General features: G+C 68.3%; 24 protein-coding genes. 13 read left to right on the top strand and 11 right to left on the bottom strand.

Annotated features, from left to right (window positions below; genetic code table 11):
• The first annotated feature begins 60 nt into the window (after positions 1-60).
• From ASF80_RS11520 to arr, 7 genes are all read left to right on the top strand, one after another.
• The gene (locus ASF80_RS11520; RefSeq protein ID WP_056310879.1) at positions 61-1,800 is read left to right on the top strand and encodes a sulfatase; all 1,740 of its coding nucleotides are present in this window, start codon (positions 61-63) and stop codon (positions 1,798-1,800) included.
• A 9-nt stretch (positions 1,801-1,809) separates the two neighbouring features.
• Positions 1,810-2,814: a formylglycine-generating enzyme family protein gene (locus ASF80_RS11510; protein ID WP_414845665.1), complete on the top strand. Its 1,005-nt coding sequence runs from the start codon at positions 1,810-1,812 to the stop codon at positions 2,812-2,814.
• A complete protein-coding gene (locus ASF80_RS11505) occupies positions 2,811-3,170 on the top strand; it encodes a YidH family protein (RefSeq protein ID WP_056310873.1) in 360 nt (119 codons plus the stop codon). The genes ASF80_RS11510 and ASF80_RS11505 overlap by 4 nt, the downstream gene beginning before the upstream one ends.
• On the top strand, positions 3,167-3,499 hold the full coding sequence (locus ASF80_RS11500; protein WP_056310871.1) for a DUF202 domain-containing protein: 333 nt from the start codon (positions 3,167-3,169) through the stop codon (positions 3,497-3,499). The genes ASF80_RS11505 and ASF80_RS11500 overlap by 4 nt, the downstream gene beginning before the upstream one ends.
• Positions 3,500-3,572: 73 nt before the next feature.
• Entirely contained in the window at positions 3,573-3,809 is a 237-nt protein-coding gene (locus tag ASF80_RS11495) for a hypothetical protein (RefSeq protein WP_056310869.1), read from the top strand.
• Positions 3,806-4,060, top strand: a complete 255-nt coding sequence (locus ASF80_RS11490; RefSeq protein ID WP_056310867.1) for a hypothetical protein — start codon at positions 3,806-3,808, stop codon at positions 4,058-4,060. Before ASF80_RS11495 ends, ASF80_RS11490 begins: the two co-directional genes overlap by 4 nt.
• 78 nt (positions 4,061-4,138) lie before the next feature.
• A complete protein-coding gene (arr, locus tag ASF80_RS11485) occupies positions 4,139-4,549 on the top strand; it encodes an NAD(+)--rifampin ADP-ribosyltransferase (protein WP_056310865.1) in 411 nt (136 codons plus the stop codon).
• 6 nt (positions 4,550-4,555) lie between these two features.
• On the opposite strand, the gene ASF80_RS11480 is transcribed toward arr, so the two are convergent.
• The 7 genes from ASF80_RS11480 to ASF80_RS11450 form a co-directional block, all read right to left on the bottom strand.
• Entirely contained in the window at positions 4,556-5,317 is a 762-nt protein-coding gene (locus ASF80_RS11480; protein ID WP_056310863.1) for a Pr6Pr family membrane protein, read from the bottom strand.
• A 139-nt stretch (positions 5,318-5,456) separates the two neighbouring features.
• Positions 5,457-6,416 (bottom strand): sugar kinase, encoded by a 960-nt coding sequence (locus ASF80_RS11475; protein WP_268776030.1) that lies wholly within the window; start codon positions 6,414-6,416, stop codon positions 5,457-5,459.
• Positions 6,413-7,066 carry a bifunctional 4-hydroxy-2-oxoglutarate aldolase/2-dehydro-3-deoxy-phosphogluconate aldolase gene (locus ASF80_RS11470; RefSeq protein ID WP_056310861.1) on the bottom strand — a complete coding sequence of 218 codons (654 nt, stop codon included), beginning with the start codon at positions 7,064-7,066 and terminating at the stop codon, positions 6,413-6,415. Before ASF80_RS11470 ends, ASF80_RS11475 begins: the two co-directional genes overlap by 4 nt.
• Positions 7,056-8,282: a D-mannonate dehydratase ManD gene (gene manD, locus ASF80_RS11465; RefSeq protein ID WP_056310859.1), complete on the bottom strand. Its 1,227-nt coding sequence runs from the start codon at positions 8,280-8,282 to the stop codon at positions 7,056-7,058. Before manD ends, ASF80_RS11470 begins: the two co-directional genes overlap by 11 nt.
• Before the next feature lie 82 nt (positions 8,283-8,364).
• Complete coding sequence (locus ASF80_RS11460) at positions 8,365-9,756, bottom strand: MFS transporter (RefSeq protein WP_056310857.1); 1,392 nt, start codon at positions 9,754-9,756, stop codon at positions 8,365-8,367.
• Between the two features lie 61 nt (positions 9,757-9,817).
• On the bottom strand, positions 9,818-10,822 hold the full coding sequence (locus ASF80_RS11455; RefSeq protein ID WP_056310856.1) for an L-idonate 5-dehydrogenase: 1,005 nt from the start codon (positions 10,820-10,822) through the stop codon (positions 9,818-9,820).
• A complete protein-coding gene (locus tag ASF80_RS11450; RefSeq protein WP_235559951.1) occupies positions 10,819-12,351 on the bottom strand; it encodes a mannitol dehydrogenase family protein in 1,533 nt (510 codons plus the stop codon). Before ASF80_RS11450 ends, ASF80_RS11455 begins: the two co-directional genes overlap by 4 nt.
• Positions 12,352-12,503: 152 nt before the next feature.
• On the opposite strand from ASF80_RS11450, the gene ASF80_RS11445 reads away from it, so the two are divergent.
• The 4 genes from ASF80_RS11445 (at position 12,504) to ASF80_RS11430 (ending at position 15,525) form a co-directional block, all read left to right on the top strand.
• Positions 12,504-13,466, top strand: a complete 963-nt coding sequence (locus ASF80_RS11445; RefSeq protein ID WP_056310854.1) for a LacI family DNA-binding transcriptional regulator — start codon at positions 12,504-12,506, stop codon at positions 13,464-13,466.
• A 97-nt stretch (positions 13,467-13,563) separates the two neighbouring features.
• On the top strand, positions 13,564-14,430 hold the full coding sequence (locus ASF80_RS11440; RefSeq protein WP_056310852.1) for a CPBP family intramembrane glutamic endopeptidase: 867 nt from the start codon (positions 13,564-13,566) through the stop codon (positions 14,428-14,430).
• 95 nt (positions 14,431-14,525) lie between these two features.
• On the top strand, positions 14,526-14,801 hold the full coding sequence (locus tag ASF80_RS11435) for a type II toxin-antitoxin system prevent-host-death family antitoxin (protein WP_056310851.1): 276 nt from the start codon (positions 14,526-14,528) through the stop codon (positions 14,799-14,801).
• A gap of 25 nt (positions 14,802-14,826) precedes the next feature.
• Entirely contained in the window at positions 14,827-15,525 is a 699-nt protein-coding gene (locus ASF80_RS11430; RefSeq protein ID WP_157521041.1) for a hypothetical protein, read from the top strand.
• A gap of 44 nt (positions 15,526-15,569) precedes the next feature.
• On the opposite strand, the gene ASF80_RS11425 is transcribed toward ASF80_RS11430, so the two are convergent.
• Positions 15,570-16,196 (bottom strand): response regulator transcription factor, encoded by a 627-nt coding sequence (locus tag ASF80_RS11425; RefSeq protein ID WP_056310848.1) that lies wholly within the window; start codon positions 16,194-16,196, stop codon positions 15,570-15,572.
• Positions 16,193-17,377, bottom strand: a complete 1,185-nt coding sequence (locus tag ASF80_RS11420) for a sensor histidine kinase (protein ID WP_056310846.1) — start codon at positions 17,375-17,377, stop codon at positions 16,193-16,195. The genes ASF80_RS11425 and ASF80_RS11420 overlap by 4 nt, the downstream gene beginning before the upstream one ends.
• A 162-nt stretch (positions 17,378-17,539) precedes the next feature.
• Here ASF80_RS11420 and ASF80_RS11415 point away from each other — a divergent pair, with 162 nt between their 5' ends.
• Together ASF80_RS11415 and ASF80_RS11410 are read left to right on the top strand one after the other, a co-directional pair.
• Positions 17,540-18,610, top strand: coding sequence for an ABC transporter permease (locus ASF80_RS11415; RefSeq protein ID WP_056310844.1), 1,071 nt, complete (start codon positions 17,540-17,542; stop codon positions 18,608-18,610).
• Positions 18,607-19,305 (top strand): ABC transporter ATP-binding protein, encoded by a 699-nt coding sequence (locus tag ASF80_RS11410; protein WP_056310842.1) that lies wholly within the window; start codon positions 18,607-18,609, stop codon positions 19,303-19,305. The genes ASF80_RS11415 and ASF80_RS11410 overlap by 4 nt, the downstream gene beginning before the upstream one ends.
• A gap of 7 nt (positions 19,306-19,312) precedes the next feature.
• Here ASF80_RS11410 and ASF80_RS11405 read toward each other — a convergent pair whose 3' ends face one another.
• A complete protein-coding gene (locus tag ASF80_RS11405) occupies positions 19,313-20,314 on the bottom strand; it encodes a hypothetical protein (protein WP_056310839.1) in 1,002 nt (333 codons plus the stop codon).
• Between the two features lie 8 nt (positions 20,315-20,322).
• Positions 20,323-22,152 carry a substrate-binding and vWA domain-containing protein gene (locus ASF80_RS11400; RefSeq protein ID WP_056310837.1) on the bottom strand — a complete coding sequence of 610 codons (1,830 nt, stop codon included), beginning with the start codon at positions 22,150-22,152 and terminating at the stop codon, positions 20,323-20,325.
• Between the last annotated feature and the right edge of the window lie 98 nt (positions 22,153-22,250).

Below are 22,250 nucleotides of genomic sequence, written 5' to 3'. Positions count from 1 at the left end.
AATCTATTCTACAAGTGTCATGGTTTCGATGAGGGGCCGCGACGAGAAGGAGACGCGACGATGCGAGCGATCATGGTGATGTTCGACAGCCTCAACCGGCACATGCTGCCGCCGTATGGTTCGGACGAGATCGACGCGCCGAACTTCCGGCGGCTCGCAGAGCGAACCGTCACATTCGACAACTTCTATGCCGGCTCCATGCCGTGCATGCCCGCCCGCCGCGAACTGCACACCGGCCGCTACAACTTCCTGCACCGGAGCTGGGGACCGCTGGAGCCGTTCGACGACTCGATGCCCGAGATGCTCGGACAGCACGGCGTCCACACCCACCTCGCCAGCGATCACCCGCACTACTGGGAGGACGGTGGGGCGACCTACCATCCCCGGTACACGACGTGGGAGTTCTTCCGTGGGCAGGAGGGTGACCCGTGGAAGGCGCAGGTGCCGACGGGCGGCGCCGCGGTGGAGGGCTTCAAGAACAGGCTGCACCGACAGGACGCGATCAACCGCGGATACCTCCGTCGCGAAGCCGACCACCCGCAGACCCTGACGTTCGACGCCGGAATCGAGTTCCTGCAGACGAACGCCGACGCCGATCGGTGGTTCGTGCAGATCGAGTGCTTCGACCCCCACGAGCCGTTCTTCAGCTATGACGAGTACAAGAAGCTCTACCCCCATGACTATGACGGGCCCGAGTTCGACTGGCCGTCGTACGCCAAGGTCACCGAGCCCGCCGATCAGGTCGAGCATGCCCGATTCGAGTACAAGGCGCTGGTGAGCATGTGCGATCGCTCGCTCGGTCGCGTGCTGGATGCCATGGACGAACACGACATGTGGGACGACACACTCCTCATCGTGAACACCGACCACGGCTTCCTTCTGGGCGAGCACGGGTGGTGGGCCAAGAGCGTGCAGCCGTGGTTCAACGAGCTCGTGCACCTGCCCGCCTTCATCTGGGATCCGCGCACCGGCGTGGCCGGGGAGCGCGATTCCGGCCTCGTCCAGACGATCGACATCGCTCCGACCCTGCTCGACTTCTTCGGCGTCGCACCGACCGACGACATGCTCGGCACCCCGATCGCCGAGGTGTCGCGCGAGGGCGCTCTGTTCGGCATCCACGGCGGTCACGTCAACGTCACCGACGGACGATACGTCTACATGCGGGCGTGCGCGACCCCCGAGAACGCGCCGCTGGAGGAGTACACACTCATGCCGACCCACATGCGCGGCCGGTTCGCGCCTGCGGAGTTCGCGGGGGCGGAGCTCGCTGAGCCGTTCCCCTTCATGAAGGGGATCCGGCCGCTCCGGCTCGCCGGCCGCGCGCAGATCAACCCCTTCACGTACGGCACACTGCTGTTCGACCTCCAGGAGGACCCTGCGCAGGAGCATCCGCTCGACGATGCCGAGCAGGAACTGCGGATGCTGCGGATGCTCGCCCGTCTGCTGCGCGAGAACGATGCACCCGAGAGCCAGTTCGTGCGCCTCGGCATCCCCATCGACGACGAACCGGGAGCGGAGCACCTGCTCGTTCGCGAGCAGAGCGACCGTGCCGAGGCGGCGGCGCTTCCCATGCCTCCGAGAGGGGACTTCGCCAGCGGCGCGTTCGGCGTCTCGACCTCGGTGCCCGAGCTGCTCGCCCACCCCGTGTCGCGGGAGGTCGTGACGCGGTACGCCCCGATGCTCGTGCAGAGCGAGATCCTCGGGATGCTCGGCGGCACGACTCTCTACGACCTGGCGGCGGTGATCGGCATGCCTGCACCGCAACTGCATCGCATCGCTGACGAGCTCGCCGCGATCTAGGAGCACTCGATGAGCAGCGCCGGGAGCGAGGGGTGCGGGTGCGGCTGCGGGATGCCGCAGCGATCGGAGCCGATGACGATGCGGATCGGTCTGCGCCCGGTTGCGGTGCTGGCCGCGGCGTCGCCGGGTGACGGCCGCCATCGCGTCGCGCAGGCGAGGGTGCCCGAGGGGGTGCTGACCATGGGGGACTCCTCGGGCGATCGCAACCCCGGCGATGGAGAGCTGCCGGTGCATCAGATCGAGGTCGCTGCTTTCGAGATCGATGCGACGACCGTCACGAACGCTGACTTCGCGCGCTTCGTCGCCGACACCGGATACCGCACTGAGGCGGAGGCCTTCGGGTACTCGGCGGTGTTCCATCTCGCCGTCGATGCCGAGCGCGCCGACATCACCGGCCCGGCGGGTGTCGCACCCTGGTGGTTCGGGGTGCGCGGCGCCGACTGGTCGCATCCGGGCGGAGGCCGATCGAGCCTCGACGGACTCGATCAGCATCCCGTCGTCCATGTCAGCTGGAACGACGCCCAGGCCTACTGCGCGTGGGCGGGGCGGCGACTGCCCACCGAAGCCGAATGGGAGTACGCCTCCCGCGGCGGACTCGTGGGCGCTCGCTACCCGTGGGGCGACGAACCGGTCGACGCCGGCGGCTGGCGGGCCAACATCTGGCAGGGCGTCTTCCCGGGCGTCAACACCGCAGCCGACGGGTGGCTCACCACGGCGCCGGTGCGCAGCTTCGCGCCGAACGGCTACGGGCTCTGGCAGACGGTCGGCAATGTCTGGGAGTGGTGCGCCGACGGCTTCGCGCCCGACGCGTATCAGCGCCGGATCGACCGCGCCCCTGTGGCGTCCGTGCCCGCGGGGCACCCCCGTGTCCTCCGCGGCGGCAGCTACCTGTGCCATGCTTCGTACTGCAACAGGTATCGGAACTCCGCACGGTCGTCGAACACGCCGGACTCGTCGATGGGCAACGCCGGCTTCCGGACCGTGTCGGTATCGACCGGAGACACGCTGCCATGACGAGAAGACGATTCCCCGATCGGGTCTACCGTGAAGGCGAGGAGCCGGATCCGCGCTTCAGCCTCGCGAACGAGCGCACCTTCCTCGCCTGGCTGCGCACCGCTCTCGCGATGTACGCGGCTGCGTTCGCGCTCGAGGCTCTCGCCCTGCCGGATGCCGTCGCCTGGCGTATTGCGGCGGCCGCCGTGTTCCTCGTCCTCGGAACCCTCGCCGCGCTGCAGGCGTGGTTCGGGTGGAGCGCCGCCGAGACCGCGATGCGACGGTCGTCGCCGATGCCCGATCTCGGTGTGGGCGGCGTCATCGTCATCGGCATCATCGTCGCCGCAGCGCTCGTGACGATCGGCATCTTCGTGTGAGCGAGCCCGCGGCGATCTTCGACAAGGGAATGCAGCCCGAGCGCACGCTCCTCGCCTGGCGGCGGACCTGTCTCGCCTTCGCCACGGCGAACCTGATCGCGTTGCGTTTCACCATCGAGCTCGGCGGCGTGGTGGCTGTCGTGGTCGCCGTGCTAGGCGCCGGCCTCGCGACCACCGCGTACGCGCTCGCCGCGGTCGGATACCGACGGACCACTGCATCGCTGATGAGTGAGGGGCGTCTCGCCCACGGGGCACTGGCGCTGGCCCTCGCCACTGCATCCACTCTGTTGCTGGGGGTCGCCGCGGGAATCATCCTCGTCCTCGAGTGAGCTGTCAACCGCCCTGCGCTCGCCGCGGTTCGCGCGGATCATGGTGGTTCGGACGAAACCAGAGGAGGGCACCATGTCGAACATCGACGCTTTCGCCAACAGCTTCCCGCCGAACATGCCGGGCATCCCGCCGGTCGACGATTTCACCGACGGCACATTCCCCACGAACACCGATCAGCCGGAGACTCAGGGCGAGGATGCTCTCGAGGCCGAGCTGGGCGACGACGGCCAGGGCGATCTCGACGCGGAGGGCGAACCGGATGCCGTCGCCGGAGATGCACCGCGCGACCTCCGCGACGGCAGCGAATGAGCGGCGCCGAGCGCGATGACGCCGTCACGCCAGACGGAGCCTCGCCTTCTGTCGAGGGCATCGCCGCACTGATCGAGGAGCGCGACGGCGACGACCCCGGGCAGGTGACCGACACCCCCGCCGGCGGGGCCGGCGCAGACTCCGGCGGGTCCGGTGCGGTTCGGGTCGATCCGTCGTCGGAGTCGTCCGTGGCTGACGAATCAGTCCACAACGACGAGCCGGGAGTGGGCACGCGCCGCTCGGAGCGCTGACGGCGTCGCGGCGCGCGAGTGCGCAGGAGCCCCGAGGCTGTCCTTCCGAAGTGCGAGGCGCAGTCGTAGGCTTCTGCGGTGAGCGACGCACTGGATGACGGCCCCTTCTTCCACGGCACCAAAGCAGATCTGCGACCGGGCGACCTGCTGACGGCCGGGTTCCACTCGAACTACCGCCCCGAGATCGTGATGAATCACATCTACTTCACGGCCGTGGCGGACGGCGCGGGGCTCGCGGCCGAGCTCGTACCCGGTGACCGGGAGCCTCGGGTCTACGAGGTCGAGGTGTCCGGAGCGTTCGAGAACGATCCGAACGTGACCGACAAGAAGTTCCCGGGCAACCCGACCCGGTCGTACCGCAGCAGTGCGCCGCTGCGGGTGATCCGCGAGGTGCACGACTGGACCCGTTTGACGCCCGAGGCACTCGCCATCTGGCGGGAGCGGCTCGCCGCCATCCGCGACGACGAGCACGGCGAGATCATCAACTGAGCCGAGTCAGCGGCGGTCGAGGCGCCGTGCGAGGGCGGCGAGTGCGCGATCGATCACGACGAACACCAGGCCGACGACGACGAGCGCCAGAGTCAGCGCGACGATCCACTGGGCGACGCCGCCGACTCCGAGAGCGTCGACGTCCATGAACGGGTACGGATACTTCTGACCGGGCGTGAACTCCCCGCCGACAGCTCCGTAGATGAAGGCCCACACCAGGTATGCGTAGGGGATGAGCGTCCACAGCAAGGGGTCGGTCCACCGGAACGACCCCTTCGGCACGAAGACCAGCCAGTCCACGATCACCAGCAGCGGCGTGATGATGTGGATGAGGTTGTCGGTCAGCGAGAAGATGTCGGAGTCGCCGTCGGCGAACCTCGTCGGCACCAGGACGACCAGGTAGATGAGCATCGTGACGGTGATCGCCATCATCACGGCCCCGCTTGCTCGAGCGCTCGGCGTGGAGGTGCCGGCCGGGCCTCGGCGGCCCAGATCTCTGCCCGTGCGGACGACGAGCAGTGCGACCCAGACGAGGCACAGCAGGTTGCTGACCATCGTGTAGAACAGCAGCGTCGTCCAGTTCGGCGCACCGGTCAGGACGTCGGAATGCCGGATCACGCCGGCGATGATGACCGCGAGAGCGAGGATGCGGTAGATCAGCGCGACCGGTCGGGAGTTGAGCGCGGCGTGAGCGAACAGCGGAGTGCGCGAGCGGTCGGAATCCGGGAGGGCGGAAGCCGTGGACGGGGATACAGCGGCTTTCGTCATACTTCGAGGCTACGCGCCTTCACCGGGCGCCAGTTGCGCGTGCCCCATGACGCGCGCGACGGATTCCGGTATGGCGATGGTGCCGGGTCGCGAGGACGTGATCGTCCCGGTCGTGAGGACGCGATCGAGCCGCACCGGATCAGCGCCGTACCGGATCGGAATCGCCATCGAGGAAGCGCTCGAGGTCGCGCAGCGTAGGCGCGGCCTCCCAGTCGCCCGGCACGAGGCACGCCATCGCGCCGCACGCGTTCGCGCGGCGCAGGACTACGTCGAGGTCGAGTCCGTCGAGCAGTCCGCTCAGGTATCCGGCGACGAAGGCGTCGCCCGCGCCGACGGTGTCGACCGGGGTGATCGTGAACCCGGGGCCTGTGACCTCGGCATCCTCGGCGAACACGGTGGCACCGTCCGGACCGAGCTTCAGCACTGTCGTCGCGCATCCGGCATCGCGCAGGGAGGCGGCGGCATCCGCAGCCGACGCGCCGGGGTAGAGGATCGCGAACTCCTCCTCGCCGCCGAAGATGATGTCAGAACGCTCCGCGAGCTGGCGGAGCACGGGGCCGGCGACTTCGGGCGATGCCAACGCCGAGCGGTAGTTGATGTCGAAGCTGACCATCGCACCGCCCGCCCGCGCGCGGTCGATCGCCGCGTGAAGAGTCGCCCGAGCGGTATCCGACAGCAGGGGAGTGATGCCCGTGATGTGCAGCAGCGCTGCGCCCTCGACCCATCCGTCGGGTAGATCGTCCGGATGCAGGCGGGAGCCCGCAGACGCGGCCCGGTAGTAGTGCACGGCGGTGGATGCGGCAGAGGGCCGCTCCTTCACCATCAGGCCGGTCGCGGCATCGGGGTCGACGACCGCCCGCACATCGACGCCGTCACCGCGGATCTCGCGTGCGACGCGCTCGCCGAGGGAGTCGTCTCCGACGCGTCCGAGCCACGAGGTCGGCACGCCGAGGCGAGCGAGCCCGATCGCGACGTTGCTCTCGGCGCCGCCGATGCCGAACGCCAGCGAGTTCGCGTGCCGCAGGGATCCGATCTCGGTCGTGCGCACGAGCGCCATGGTCTCGCCGAGCGTCACGACAGACGGCGGGGCAGCGCTCACTCGCCGCTCCGCGCGCAGACCTCGACGAATGCCGCAGCCCGCTCACGCAACGCCGCGAGGTCTCCGCCGGCGAAGGCGTCGCCCAGCAGCGGTCCGCCCACGCTCACCGCGACCGCACCGGCACGCAGCCAGGCTTCTGCTCCGGCGAGATCGACGCCACCAGAAGGCACCGCGACCAGGTCGGGGAACGGCCCGCGCAGATCCTTGAGGTACGAGGGACCCACTTGCCCCGCGGGGAACACCTTGACCGCAGAGGCGCCCGCAGACCACGAGGCGAACAATTCGGTCGGGGTGAGTCCGCCCGGGACGATCGGCACACCGGCATCCGTCGCCTGAGTGACGAAGTCGGTCGACGTGATCGGCGTCACGATGTAGGCGGCGCCCACCTCGATCGCCCGTGCCAGGTCGTGGGTGTTCGTGACGGTCCCGATGCCGAGGTCGATCGTGTCACCGAACCGCGCGAGCAGGTGCGGGAAGTGCGCGAACGTGCCCGGGGTCGTGAGCGTCAGCTCGACGCTGCGGATGCCGGCCTCCACGAGGACGTCGAGCACGGCGTCGTAGTCCTCTGCCCGCTTCGCGCGGGCGACGACGATCAGACGCGAGTCGACCGTGCGCGGCGACAGGGCGACCCGGAGCACCTCACCAGTCATGGACGGTCCCGTCGAGCAGACGGTTCACCGGCAGATACGCCTTGGTGTACTCGTGGCCGGAGGCGGCATCCTCATCGAGGTCGACACCGAGTCCGGGCTTGTCGCCGGGGTGCAGGAAGCCCTTGTCGAACGTGAACGACGTCTGGAACACCTCGAGCGTCTGCGCGTTGTGCGGCATGTACTCCTGGATGCCGAAGTTGTGGATCGCGAGGTCGAGGTGCAGGGCTGCGGCCATGCCGACCGGGGAGATGTCGGTCGGACCATGGATGCCGGACTTGATGCCGTAGATCGCGGCGAAGTCGAGCAGCTTCTTCATGGCCGTGATGCCACCGGTGTGGGTGACGGCCGAGCGCACGTAGTCGATCAGGCGCTCGGTGATGAGGGTCTGATAGTCGAACACCGAGTTGAAGACCTCGCCGATCGCGAGCGGCGTGGTCGAGTGCTGGCGCACCAGGCGCAGCGCGGTCTGGTCTTCACCGGGGGTGCAGTCCTCGAGCCAGAACAGGTCGTAGGGTTCGATGTCCTTCGCGAAGCGCGCGGCCTCGATCGGCGACATCCGGTGGTGTCCGTCGTGCAGGATGCGCAGGTCGGTGCCGAAGTCCTCGCGGATCTGCGAGAAGATCCCGGGCATGTGGTTGAGGTAGTTGCGGGTGTCCCAGGTCTCTTCGCTAGGGCGGTCGCCCGAGCGCTTGGCGGGCTCGTAGTCGTAGCGCACGCCGGGACCGGCGTTCGAGACGCCGTAGATCTGGCCGAGGCCGGGCACACCGGTCTGCACGCGCACGGCGGTGTAGCCGAGCTCCTCGTAGCCGGTGATGGCGTTCTTGAGCGCCGCGTAGTCGGTGCCCGAGGCATGGGCGTAGACGCGGACGCCCTCGCGGCTGGCGCCGCCGAGCAGCTGGTACAGCGGCATCCCGGCCTTCTTCGCCTTGATGTCCCACAGCGCCATGTCGACTGCGGCGATCGCCGCCATGGTCACGGGGCCGCGACGCCAGTACGGGCCGCGGTAGAGGTACTGCCAGGTGTCTTCGATGCGGTCCTCGTCGCGTCCGACGAGCATCGAGGCGACGTGGTCGGAGAGGTACGAGGCGACGGCGAGCTCACGTCCGTTGAGCGTGGCGTCACCCAGGCCGACGATGCCGTCGGAGGTCGTGATCTTGAGCGTGACGAAGTTGCGTCCGGGGCTGGTGATGTTGACGTCGACGATCTCGATGGTCATGTCGTTCTCCTGAAGATGCGGGGCGAGGTGTGGGGTGCGGACGTTCGGGCGTCCGCACCCCTGGTCGTGATGTGCGGGGCGATCAGATCGCGTCGCGGGGGTCCGTCAGGTCGCGGCCGGCGACCTCGGGCATCCAGATCGAGGCGATCAGCGCGCTCAGCGTGAAGATGAACAGCATGATGATGATCGGGATGAACGAGCCGGTGACGGCCGACACCCATGCGGCGGCGATGACGGGGCCGGCGCCGGTCGCGATGATGGCGGCGATCTCGCGCGCCATGGCCGTGAACGTGTAGCGGTTGCGTGCACCGAACAGCTCGGGGAGCGTGAGGTTCTCGAGCGACGCGAAGCTCATCACCGCGAGGTTGTGCAGCACGACGTAGCCGATGAAGACCTGCACCGTGACACCGCTGCTGATCATGAGGATCGTCGGGATGATGATGATCAGCGCGACGATCGACCAGATCATGTACATGCGCTTGCGGCCGAAGCGGTCGCCGAGCCAGCCCGACAGCGGCACGGTGATGAAGGCGACGAGCGACGAGACGATCACGGCGTTGACGCCGATCGAGCGGTCGAGCAGCAGCACGACGGTGATGTAGCTGATCAGGTACGTCTGGATCATGCCCGAGTTGCCGGCCTGGCCGAAGCGCAGCAGGAGGGCGATCGAGAACGCCTTCCAGGGCTTGCGCTCCATCGCCTCGAGCGTGCGCACGTCGCCGGTCTCGGTGGCGAGCTGGATCGTCTCTTCGCGAGAGAGCGCCTTGCCGTCGACGACGTCGTCGCGCTCCTCGAAGACCGGGGTCTCCTTGAGGTTGAAGCGCACCCAGATCGCGAAGAGCATGATGATCGCGCTGCCGATGAACGGGATGCGCCATGCCCAGTCGATGACTTCCTGCTCGCTGTAGGCGACGAGGAGGATGGCCCAGATGCCGGACGCGAGTAGGGTTCCGCAGTTCGTGCCGAGCGCGACGAGCGACGCGATGATGCCACGGCGCTTGGCCGGTGCGTACTCGGCGAGCATGACGCCCGCACCCGAGATCTCGGCACCCGCACCGAAGCCCTGCGCGATGCGCAGCAGCACGAGGAGGATCGGCGCGAGCACGCCCACCTGGTTGTACGTCGGCAGGAAGCCGATGAGGGTGGTCGCGAGACCCATCAGGAGGATCGTGTAGAACAGCACCTTCGTGCGACCGGTCTTGTCACCGAGGCGCGCGAAGAAGAACGCGCCGACCGGGCGGGCGACGTAGCCGACGCCGTACGTGGCCATCGCGGCGACGACCGCGACCGCCGGGTTCTCGGACGAGAAGAACAGATCGGCGAAGACGAGCGCGGCGGCCAGCGAGTAGAGCTGGTAGTCCATGAACTCCAGCGCCGTGCCGAGCCATCCGGAGATGGCGGCGCGAACGAGGTCTTTCACCGACCTCTTCGCGGTGGGGTCGGCGGCCGTGGCCGTCGTCTGCGGTTCTGACATGGGAGGTACTCCTTCGGACCAGGAACAGGTGGGTGCGCGGGGTGGCGCGGAGGGGATGCGGCTAGAGGGACAGCAGGACCTTCGCCGAGGCCGACGAGTCGCGAGCGAGCTCGAAGGCCTGGACAGCGTCGGATGCCGGGAGGACGTGAGAGATGACGGAGTCGAGGGCGTCGGACTCGGCCAGCAGGGCGACCGCGTCGTCGATCTCGGTGGAGAAGCGGAAGGCGCCGCGGATCGTGAGCTCCTTGGCGAGCATCGGGGCGAGGTTCACTCCGATGTCGGCGTTGGGGAGCATTCCGACCTGCACGATGGTGCCGGCGCGGCGAGCGGCGCGCACGGCCTGCGTGAGCGCGACTCCGACGCCGGAGCACTCGAAGACGACGTCGTACGACTCGTTCTCGATCGTGTCGCGGCCGACGAGCGACGCCTCGGTCGCGCCGAGTGCCTGCGCGCGGTCGAGGGGCTCTTCGCGCACATCGCTGGCACCCACGACCGATGCCCCCGCCTTGACCGCAGCGGCCACGACGAGCAGGCCGATGGGTCCGGCACCGATCACGAGCACGCGCTTGCCGGTGATGTCACCGGCGAGGTTCACGGCGTGGATCGCGACGGCGAGCGGCTCGGCGAGGGCTGCGCGCTCGAGCGGAAGGGATGCCGGCAGCACGCGGATCATCTGCTCTTCGACGATCAGCAGTTCGGATGCTCCGCCCTGGCGGTGCGGGTTCGCCGCGGCGCTGCCGAAGTAGTCGCCGCCGGGGCGCAGGTGGGGGCGGTCCTCGAGGCCGGGGACCTCGGGGCCGTAGCGCGCGGGGTGAACCGTGACAGGGGTGCCGGGAGCCAGACGACCCGAGGGGTCGAGGTCGACGACACCGGAGAGCTCGTGACCGGGGGTCAGAGGCTCGCGGATCGTGTACTCGCCGTTGGCGCCGTGGAAGTAGTAGTGCAGGTCGGATCCGCAGATGCCGACGTAGTTGACCCGGAGGCGCACCTCGCCGTCGCCGGGGGTCGGAACCTCGCGGTCTTCCCAGCGGATGTCTTCTTTGCCGTGGATGGCGAGAGCCTTCATGGCTGCATCTCCTCTGCGCTGATGAATGATGGTGTGCTTGTCTGGGATGCCGAGACGGCATCGGCGATCGCGACATCGACGCCGCCTCGCTGGATGATGTCGACGAGTTCGCCGACGCGGGCGATGAACGCATCCTGAGATCCGAGTCCATCACCGAACAGGTGCAGTTCGCCGATCACGCGCTGTGCCAGCTCGCGACCGTTGCGTGCGGTGGCGGCGAATCCGGCGAGGCGCTCGCGAGCGCCGTCGGTCATCGCGGCGGCGTGCAGGCCGGGGTCGAAGCCGGGCAGGGGAGCGATGCACGACAGGTAGCCGGCGACCGTCAGCGCGATCAGGTGCGGCATCTCGCCGAGGCTCAGCGCGCGAAGGGCCGGCTCGGGGATGCGCTGACGCAGCTTCACCGAACCGTCGGTGCCGACCTGGCTCGTGCGGTGACCCAGCGCGCTGTTGGCCCAGCGCTCGAACAGTTCGCTCTCGTAGGCGCGGATGTCGACACCGGAGGGTACGTCGATCGAGGGCTCGTACTCGTCGCGAAGCACGGCGCGCGCGGCGCTCTCGATGCTGTCGAGTCCGATGGCCTCGGGGATCGTGCCGACATCGCTGAGCGCACCGAGGTAGGCGATGAGCGAGTGCGTGCCGTTGAGCAGCCGCACCTTCATCTGCTCATAGCGTCCGACCTCGTCGGTGAAGACGGCACCACCGGCCTCCCACGCGGGGCGACCGCCGGCGAAGCGGTCTTCGATCGCCCACATCGTGAACGGCTCGGCGGGCACGGGGATGTCGTCGCGGGCGCCGAGCAGACTGCTGACGCGGGTGCGCAGCTCGGCGGTGGTGGACGGCACGATGCGGTCGACCATGCTCGAGGGGAACGACACGGCGCGGTCGAGGAACGCGAGCGTGTCCGCGCCCTCGGAGCCCGGCAGTTCGTGCAGGAACTCGCGGACCAGCTTCTCGGTGTGAGCGCCGTTCGACGACAGGTTGTCGCAGCTGAGGATCGAGATCGGTGCTCCGCCGGCCGCGGCACGCGCCTGCAGTCCTCGGGCGAGCTGGCCGATCGTCGAGCGCGCGGCGCCGCCTCGGAGGTCGGCGCGCACGGTGGCGTCGTCGAGGTCGAGGTGCTGTGTCGCGGGCGAGTAGCTGTAGCCGTTCTCGGTCACGGTGAGCGTCACGATACGGATGCCGGGGTCGGCGATCTGCGACACGACGCGCTCGGGCTGCTCAGCGCCGACGAAGGCGTCGGTGTGGACGCCCGGGATCGTCAGCGACGTGGTGCCGGGGGCGATGGTCGCGACCGAGTAGAGCATGTCCTGCGCGTGCATCGCGTCGACGACGGTGCGCGAACGCGAGGCGACGCCGATGATTCCCCAGTCGCCGCCGGCGGACTGCAGTGCGGCCGCGGTGTAGACGGCCTGGTGCGCGCGGTGGAAGCTGCCGAGTCCGAGGTGCAGGATGCCTGCAGCGGTCGGGGCGACCAGAGGGGATGCGGTCGCAGAGGTCGTGCGGCGCAGGGCCGGTGCTGGGATGCTCACGCGGTGGCTCCTTCGCTCGGGGCCGCGCACCGCTGAGGGTGATCGGCGTTGATCGTCATGAAAATCAGTGTGCAGTGTTTGTACAAACTTGTCAAGCCGTTTTACATCGGGGGTGAGGATCGTAGGATTGCCTGCGAGGGCGGGAGATCGACATGGCAGCGACGCTGACAGATGTGGCACGGCGTGCAGGCGTGTCCATCGCGACCGCGTCCCGCGCCTTCGGAGAACCGGATCGACTCGCCCCGAACACGCTCGGCCGCGTCCTCGAGGCCGCAGGAGAGCTGGGCTACGCGACCTCGCAGTCCGCCACCGCCACCCGCACGTTCGGTGTCGTCGTCCCCGACGTCTCGAACCCCGTCTACGCGACGCTGCTCAAGGCGATCCAGGGGCAGGCATGGCATGGCCGCCACCGCATCGTGCTCTTCGACGCCGACGAAGACCTGCGCCGCGAACGCGAGCAGATCGAACAGGCCCGCAAGCTCGACGGGATGCTGCTGTGCTCACCGCGTCTGCCCGACGCCGATGTGCTCGACCTGATCGGCGACACCCCGTGCGTCGTGGTCAACCGTCAGATCGACGGAGCACCCTGCGTGCTGATGGACCCCGAGCATGGTCCGGCCCAGGCGATCGAGCATCTCGCGGCCCTCGGCCACACGCACATCGCCTACGCCGCGGGTCCTCGTGGATCATGGGCTGACGTGCGTCGGGCCGACACCGTCGCCCGGGCGTGCGAGCGCCACGGCATCCGCCTCACCGGGCTCAGCCACCACGCCGCCTCCATCCAGGGTGGGCGAGCTGCCGCGGCACCTGCCGCAGCGAGCGGCGCCACGGCAGTGATCGCGTACAACGATCTCGTCGCCCTCGGCCTCGAGGCCGGACTGCTCGAGCTCGGCAAGCGGTGCCCCGCCGACATCAGCATCGTCGGCATCGACGACATCGATCTGGCCGGTGCAGTCACGCCCGCGCTCACGACGGTGCGGATGCCGATCGAGCGCAGTGGCGCGCTCGCGGTCGACCTGCTGCTGCAGGCGATGAACGGCACTGCGATCGACGACGTCGTGACGCTCGGCTCGCAGCTGATCGTGCGCGCGTCGACCGCTGCTCCCGCCGCCTGACGACCAGCGCGGACGACGCAGACGGTCACTAGTCTGAAACCCGACCCTGCCGGAATATCGGCATACTGACGCACCGCTGACGAAAGGTGGACGGCGCATGTCGCAACCCCAGGACGACACCCGCCAGCGAGTCGGAGACAGGGTGCCGAGACGCTTCTGGATCGGGGCGGTGGCCCTCGTCGTCTACATCCTGTTCGCCGCGGTGCTGGGCAACATCACCGGCTCTCTCGCTCCCGATGGTGATGTCACGGCGGAGTTCGCGCTCAGCCATCTCATTCCGCTGCCGATCGCCATCGGTCTCGCACTGTGGTTCACCTGGTGGTCGGGCTGGTGGCGTGATGTGTGGCGCAACACGTCGACGCTGCGCATGCAGCCTCGTCGTCTCTGGCTCATCGCGATCCCCGTGCTGCTGGTCGCGCTGCCGCTCGTGCAGCTGCCCGGTATTCCATGGGTGGAGCGTGGGTTCGGCACGGTCATGATCGTGCTCGTCGGGACGATCATGGTCGGCTTCGGCGAGGAACTCGTGATTCGCGGCATCCTGTTCGTCTCGCTGCGCAAACGGCACGGCGAACTCGTCACCCTGCTCGTGACCTCGCTGCTCTTCGGCGCCGCGCACACCGTCGGCAGCGTGTGGGCGGGGCTGCCTCCGGCGGCGATCGCGTTCCAGGTCGCGGCGCTCAGCATGACCGGCAGCCTCTACTACTGGGTGCGGCGGGTGACCGGTCGGCTCTGGGTGGGCATGGCGATCCATGCGCTCACCGACTTCACTCTCTATCTCGCGTCCGGTGAGGCGAGTGCTGCCGAGGCGATGTCGTCCAGCGATGACCTGGGATCGCTGAAGCCCGTGCTGGTGACGATCCAGAGCCTTCTCGTCGCCCTCGCGATCGCCGGCGTGATCAGCGCGGCCCGCGAGGACCACCGTGCGCGGAAGGCGCGGAGAGTCGCGGCGGACCCGCAGGTCTGAGCCGAGACCGCCGCCTACCGGCGGCGACGAAACCAGGTCAGCACATACCGGAATATTTCTACACACTTATACATATTTCAGCGTAAAGTGGTGTCATGACCACGATCCAGCCTCTCACGATGTCTTCGACAGTCGCAGCCAGACGAGGCGTCGGCTTCCTCACTTCCGAGGCGCAGGAACGGCCGGTGAAACTGACCAGTCACGGTAAGCCGGTCGCAGTCGTGGTGTCTGCGGCCGAGTACGACGAGCAGCGCCGCCTTCTGCGCGATGCAGAGCTCAAGGTTCTGAGCATTGCAGCCGATCTGGTGGCGGATCGCTCGACGATGCTCGCGGTCGATGAGGCGAGGGAGCGACTGCTTGCAGCCGGGTGAGCGTTTCCCTGACGACCAGGCAGAGGTGACGTTCACCCAAGAGAGCATCGACTGGCTCATTGCGAACGTGAACGTCTCAGAACGGGAGACGGTCTTCGACACGATCGCCGGGCTCTTCGCCTCGCCCGAGGGAAAACACCGCCTGTCGAACCCCGGGAGGACGAACCTCGTCGGATTCAACACCGTGGAGGCGTGTCAGCGTGCTTACCGAGTCATCTTCCGAGCCAAGATGCATGACGGCGTGGGCGCGATCGAGATCATCACCATCGGATTGCGTCGGGACGATGATGTCTACGCGGAGGCGCACGATCTGATTCACTCGGGGAAGCTGAGCGAGGCCGAGCAGACGCAGATCTGGGATGCGCTGAAGCTGCTCGAGGAGACGAAGGAACGTCTGGGCCTCGAGGAGTGGGACTACTTCGAAGAGCCTGCACCGGTGGGAATGGTGAAGGCGGCAGTGGCGGCCGGCATCCTCGAAGAGGACATCGCCAGACGACTGACTCAGAGTGAACTCACGACGGCGATGGCCGCAGCCTGGGAATCAGGGGAACTCGATACGCACGCAGCGCTCGCCGCCGCGATGGAGCGAGTCGCCACGAGCGCGACCCCGGATCGTGTCTTCACCTCGAGACGATCGCCTCGGTGCGGCGCCTGGATGCCGATGGCGAACGCCCCATGCATCCGCGCGAAAGAGCATGCGGGTGCCCACCGCGCTCACCGGTGAGTCAGCGATGTCCGCAAAGAGGATCCGCCGCGACGCGCCAGATCTCAGCGGAGGATGCCTTTCCGACGGGCCGCCGAGACCGCGGCGGTGCGTGAGCTGACATCGAGCTTCGAGAAGATGTGTGCGAGATGCGACTTCACGGTCGTCTCGCTGACGAAGAGCTGGTCTGCCACCTCGCTGTTCGATCGTCCGGCGGCGACGAGCTCGAGCACCTCGATCTCGCGGCTGCTGAGGCTGACGCGCGGCGCGCGCATGCGGTCGAGCAGTCGGGAGGCGATCACCGGCGCGAGCGCGCTCTCTCCGGCGGCCGCCGCGCGCACTGCGGCGGTCAGCTCGTGCGGCGGGGCGTCTTTCAGCAGGTAGCCGCTCGCACCGGCCTCGACGGCGCCGAGGATGTCGGCATCCGAGTCGTAGTTCGTGAGCACGAGCACGTAAGGCGGGGCCTCGAGCGCACGGATGCGTCGAGTCGCGTCTACGCCTGTGGTCTTGGTCTGGGAACCGAACTGCAGGTCCATCAGGACCACGTCAGGGTTCTCACGCTCGGCGCAGGCCACTGCCTCATCGGGGGTGCCTGCCTCGGCGACCACCTCGAGATCCGGCTCGAGGCTGAACAGGGCCGTGAGCCCGGCGCGGACGATGGGGTGATCGTCGGCGATGACGAGGCGGATCATGCGAACTCCGTCAGGGGGAGGTCGACGGTGAGTGTCGTTCCCCGGCCCGACGCGGTGTCTATCTCGAGCCGTCCGCCCAACTGCTGCACGCGCTCGGCGGTGGCGCGCAGGCCGAAGGAATCCGACTTCTCGGTGGTCGCCGGCTCATGGAGATTCGCATCGAAGCCGGTGCCGTCGTCTTCGACGGTGAAGCGCAGGTGGTCGCTCTCGACGCCGATGGTGACGGTCGCCGTCTTCGCATGAGCGTGCTGCAGGACGTTCGCGATCGCACCCTGGGTGATGCGCAGCAGCGCCGTCTGCAGATGCATGGGCAGGACGATCGTGTCGGACACCCGCACCTTCACGTCGAGTCCTTGCGTCGCCCACTGCGTTCGGGCCAGTCGACGCAGCGCCCCGCCGAGGGTCTGGTCGTCGAGCTGCGGAGGTGTCAGCTCGCGGATGAACCGTCGCGCCTCGACGAGGTTTGCGGCGGCCGTCTCGCGCGCGAGCCGGATGTGCTCGATCCCCGGGCGCGTGTCGTCGACGCGTTCCGCGGCGTGCAGGAGCATCTGGATGCTGGAGAGCCCTTGCGCGAGCGTGTCGTGGATCTCGCGGGCAAGCCGGGCGCGCTCCGCGAGGACGCCTGATTCATGCTCCCGTGCGGCGAGCTGCCCGCGGGTCGCGAGCAGCTCGGTGACCAGCGCTTCGCGCTGCTGCGCCTCTCGAGCGAGAGCCTGGTAGCCGAGGCCGATCAGGAGGGCGACACCCGCGCCGACGAACGGGCCGACGACGCCGCCGACGCTCCACCCGCCGTGGATGCCGAGTGCGTAGACCGCGATGATCGTCGCCGCGAGGATCGCGGCGGATCCCGCCCAACGCCCGAGTAGGTGCAGGAACAGGAAGAACAGCGGAAAGACGAGGTAGGCGGCATCGGCACTCACCCAGAGCAGCCCCAGCCATTCCGCCGAGAGCAGGGCCAACCAGATCAGTGAGATCAGCCGCCGTCCGGCGGAGAGTCGCGTGAGCAGCAGTCCGGACGCGTAGGTCGCGGCGACGATCACGGCGAGGACGATCGCGGAGACGCTCGAATCCGACGGGTCGAGCACCGCGCGGGCGATGACGACCCCCGTCAGGGCGAAGAAGAGAACGTGAAGACCCGTCCGCAGACCCACGAACACCGGGGTCAGAGCGGTATGCGCCATGGATCGAACTCTACGCCGCCGCACCGCGCGCGGCATCGTCCGAAAGGACGATCGAGGCGTCCTCATCCTGGGTGCGAAAGCCCGTCCCGGTGGCCGATGACCCCCTCGACGTCGACGGCGAAAGTGGAATGGTCGCCGCATCGGAGACAGGAAAGGCTCATCATGTTCGTCGCGTTACGCGATCTTCGCTTCGCCAGAGGGCGATTCATCCTCATCGGCTCCGTGGTCGCCCTCATCACCCTGCTCGTCGGGTTCCTTAGCGGGCTCACGGGAGGCCTCGCCATCCAGAACGTCTCGGGTGTGCTCGCGCTCCCCGCAGACCGCATCGTGTTCTCCGCCCCCTCGGGCGGCGACGGTGCGGCCAGCTTCGCGGACTCCGCCATCACCGAGCAGCAGGCGAAGGACTGGGCGGCGACGGCCGGCGTGACCGATGCGCGTCCCCTCGGCATCAGCCAGACCCGCGCCGAGACCGACGACACCCGTGCCGCGATCGCGGTGTTCGGCGTCGAGCCCGGCTTCGACGCGGGTGCGCCCTCCGGGGACGGTCGGTTGCACCTGTCGGTGCCCGCCGCGGATGCGCTCGCCGTCAAGGTCGGAGATCAGGTCGAGATCGCCGGGGTCTCGTACGACGTCGAGACGGTCGAGGGAGATGACTGGTACAGCCATACCCCGGTCGTGCAGATGACCCTGCACGATTGGCAGGCGTACTCGGCATCCACCGGAAACCCCGATGCCTATGCCACGGTCCTCGCCGTCACGGGTGCCCCTGACTGGGATGCCGCGGATAAGGCGAGTGACACGATCTCCGAGACGACCCTCGGATCGCTGACAGCGCTGAGCGCCTTTCGCTCCGAGATCGGATCGCTCCTCCTCATGGTGGCCATGCTCTTCGGCATCTCGGGACTCGTCATCGGGGCCTTCTTCACCGTGTGGACCATGCAGCGCAAGGGCGATGTCGCCGTCCTGAAGGCGCTCGGCGCGAGCACGCGATCCCTGATTCGCGACGCTCTGGGACAGGCGCTGATCGTCCTGCTGGTGGGCATCGGCATCGGTCTGGGGTTGGTCACCGCGCTGGGACTGCTCGCCGGCACCGCCCTTCCGTTCCTGCTGAGCCCCGTCACGACGATCCTTCCGGGCGGCATCATGATCGCCCTCGGCCTCGCAGGCGCCGCCTTCGCCCTGCGCTCCGTCACCTCCGCCGACCCCCTCACCGCACTCGGGAGCAACCGATGATCCGCCTGAACGACATCACCCTGACCTTCCCCGACGGCGACTCGCGGGTGACCGCCGTGGATGGCGTCTCCCTCACCGCCCACCCCGGAACCGTCACCGGAATCACCGGGCCCAGCGGCTCGGGCAAATCGAGTCTGCTGGCCGTCGCCGGCACCCTTCTACGCCCGGATTCCGGCGAGATCCTCATCGACGGGAGCGACGTCACGGCTCTCAGCCCGGCCGAGGCCACGCGTCTCAGGCGGGACCGGATCGGCATCGTCTTCCAGCAGCCCAACCTCATCCCGTCGTTGACTGCCCGCGAGCAGCTCAGCGTCATGAACGAGCTCGGCGCCCCGCACAGTCGACGCCATCGCGCGAAGGCGTCCGATCGCGCGGATGAGCTGCTCTCGGCTGTCGGCCTCGCCGAGCACGGTCACAAGAGGCCGCACCAGCTCTCCGGCGGGCAGCGTCAGCGCGTCAACATCGCTCGAGCACTGATGAACGATCCGAGCGTGCTCCTGGTCGACGAGCCCACCAGCGCTCTCGATCAGGAGCGCGGGGCTCAGATCATCGACCTCATCCTTCGTCTCACCGACGAGCGGAACACGTCGACGCTGCTCGTGACCCACGACCTCGTGCACCTCCCGCGTATGCACGGGGTGCTGCACCTCGTGGACGGTCGTGTCGTCGACGCCGCCGCTGTGGCGAGGCGCTGAGAGCCGGTCAGTCGCCGGAACTCTGCTTGAACTGCCGCTCCCAGTCGCGCAGCTCGCTGCGACCGATGAGCGAGTCGAGCGAGACCTGGAACAGCAGTCCCTTGCGGGCGTTGACCTGCTTGATGTTGTCGACGATCTGGGTGGTCACCGAAGACAGCGCCTCACGCACCTCGGCGATGCGCTCGTCAGGGGCGTCCCACAGGTCGGGCCGGGTGAGCAGGTCGAGCAGGTAGTCGCGATCGAGGGCGGCGACCAGACGGGCGAGCTTGTCGGAGTACTCGGCCTCGGCGAGCACGCTCTGGTCCTCGCCCGCTTTGGCGTCGAGGCGGATGAACAGCTGCTCGACGTGCGAGGCGAGGGCGTCGATCCCCGCTGCCGTCTCGGCCGCCACCGGGCTGCCCGGCACTGCGGCGTAGTCGGCACGCAGCTCGCGCAGACGATTCACCCGCAGCCGGATGCCGGCGGGCACCGGATCCGCTGAGGCGGGGGCCGTGCGACGCCGGCGACGGGCGATCAGACCCACAGCAGTCACGGCGGCCGCGACGAGCACGACCCCGCCGATCACGAGCGGGATCACGGGGTTGGCGACCAAGGCGCCCTCGCCCGATGACGTCGGCGTCTCTGCGGAGATCTCCTGCACCGTTTCGACGAGCTGTTCCTGGAGGTTCGAACCCGACGCCTCATTCTCGTTCGCGATGCGCAGCGCGTCGTCGCTCGGGATCGCTGCAGACGCCGCCTGCAGGTCGTCGCCGATCGCGACGATCACGGTCTTCTGGCTCGCGCCCGCCTTGAGCTGCTCGAGGATGTAGGTGTTGTACGGGGTGTCACGCGCAGCATCCGCGGGCAGCACGACCACCGCGAGAGAGCCGTCGCCCGGTACGACGCCGGAGAGCGCGTCGGCTATGGCCTGGCCACCTGACACGTCGGGGTCGACGTAGATGTTCTGCCCGGATATGCCTTCGACGGCATCATCGATCCAGGGATTGTTCGACGCGGAGAGAAACGGCATCGCGACCCTCAGAAGTTGTTGATCACGGAAGCGAACACGAGGTCGATCCGCTCGGCGTCGGAGGCGTCGAACAGCTGTCCTCCGGTCACATCCGCGATCCGCTGCAGCGCGGACGTGTCGGCACCCTCTCCATACGCGATCGGGAATATACGCACGGGAGCGTCGTCCCCGCCCTCCTTCGTGCTCTTGCCGATCTTCGCGATGAGCGAGTCGAGCGAGATGCTCGAGTCGGTGTCCTCGCCGTCCGACAGCACGACGATCGCGTTGATGCGCCCTGGTTCGGCCCGCTCGCTCATCGCCTCGTAGGCGAGCAGGATCGAGTCGTAGAGGGGCGTGCCGTTGCGCTGCGCGTACCGGAGGTCGTCGAGCGAGGAGTCGAGCTTCTCGCCATCGGAACCGAGTGCCGTCACATCGCGGAGCACCTGGATGCCCTCGCCCTCGTCGGACGAGATGCCGGTCGTGAACGCCCAGACGCCGATCTCATCGGTGGAGCGGAAGTGGTTCAGCGTCGACTGCGCGCCCTCGATCGCTCCGTCGAGGCGCGAACGGCCGTCGCCGATCGGGTCGTCCATGGAACCCGAGATGTCGATGAGTTCGAGCACCGACGAGGGCTTGCGCACCTGTGTCCACTGGTCGATGGCTGTCGAGATCACGTCGACCTCGGGCTTCGGCAGGGTGATGGCGGGCTGCGCCGGGTCGACGCCGAACTTCGCGGTGAACAGGTCGCCCAGTGGCACCGACTCGTCGAGCGGGCGGAATCCGTAGTCCGGGAGGATCTTCTGCGCCGCCGTGGTCTGCACGAACTCGGCGAAGGCCTCGCCCGCAGTGCGCTGCTCGGCGGTGACCCAGTCGGCGCCCAGCACGGTGATCGGGTTGTCCGACCACATGGATCCGCCTGCGGGATAGACCGCGACCAGCTTGGTCTTGGGCGGGGTCAGGGTCTCTCCCGGCTGCACGGTGTGCGAGTCGGGGTTTCCCTGGTTGTAGTTGAGCAGCGAGGTCTCTTCCAGCGCGACGGCCGAGACGTAGGCCGAGCCGTTCGAGCCGTTCTGGGTCTCGTCATAGAGCGTCGACAGGACGTTTCCCGTGGTGTCGCCGTAGTGGATGACGCACTCCTCGAACACGCGGGAGAAGTCGGCCGAGGCTTCGACATCTGCCGAGGTGAGGCCTTCGGCCTTGCCGGTCGCCTCGTACGACTGCATGAGGATCGTCGAGAGGCCCGTGGTGGAGGTGTTCGGGTTCGTCTTCGAGATCTTGAACGCCCCCCAGATGTCCTTGCCGACGCTGCCCCATCCGGCGGGGTCCTGGCAGAGGTTCTCGAGGTCTGTGATGCTGATCGGCGTGTTCGGCCAGCCGAGCGCGGTGGCCATCGGCTCGGGCATCCCGAATACGACGGGCGTGCGGGTGAACGACTTCGGCTCGCCCACGAGTCCGGGCGACGCGGCTGCGGCGACGCGATCGGTCCAGACGGTGGATGCCGGAGACCAGAGCGTCGGCCACAGTGACTGATCGTCGCTCGGCCAGTCGTCGCCCGAGGTGAGGAAGCGCGTCGCGTTGCCCGAGGAGACGTTGGTCGGTCGCACGGTGGCGCAGGTCTCGAGCCCTTCGTGCTCGGGCGAGTCCTTGAACGCCTTCGCCAGCTCATCGAGCATGTTGACCTTCTCCGACGAGGTCGCGACCGCGATATGCGTGCAGCCGTCGTCGGGGAAGCCCTGCCCACCGTCGCTCGTGGTGCCGTTCTCGCCGCCACCGCCGGTGCAGGCGGTCAATGTCAGGGCGACGATCGCCGCCATGGCGAGGGCGGCGGGTGTCCGTCGTGCGTTGCGGGGCGCGCTCATGCGCCTAGGCTACCCAGGTATCGCGCCCCCGATCACGGATCGGTCCGATCTCGTGATCCGTCTGATCTCGAGACCGACCCGATCCGGTGACCCGCCCG

This window comes from Microbacterium sp. Leaf159, assembly GCF_001423615.1.
Classification (GTDB): Bacteria; Actinomycetota; Actinomycetes; order Actinomycetales; family Microbacteriaceae; genus Microbacterium.
The sequence above is the reverse complement of the archived record's forward strand: the minus strand, read 5'-3'. Positions and strand labels throughout refer to the sequence as shown.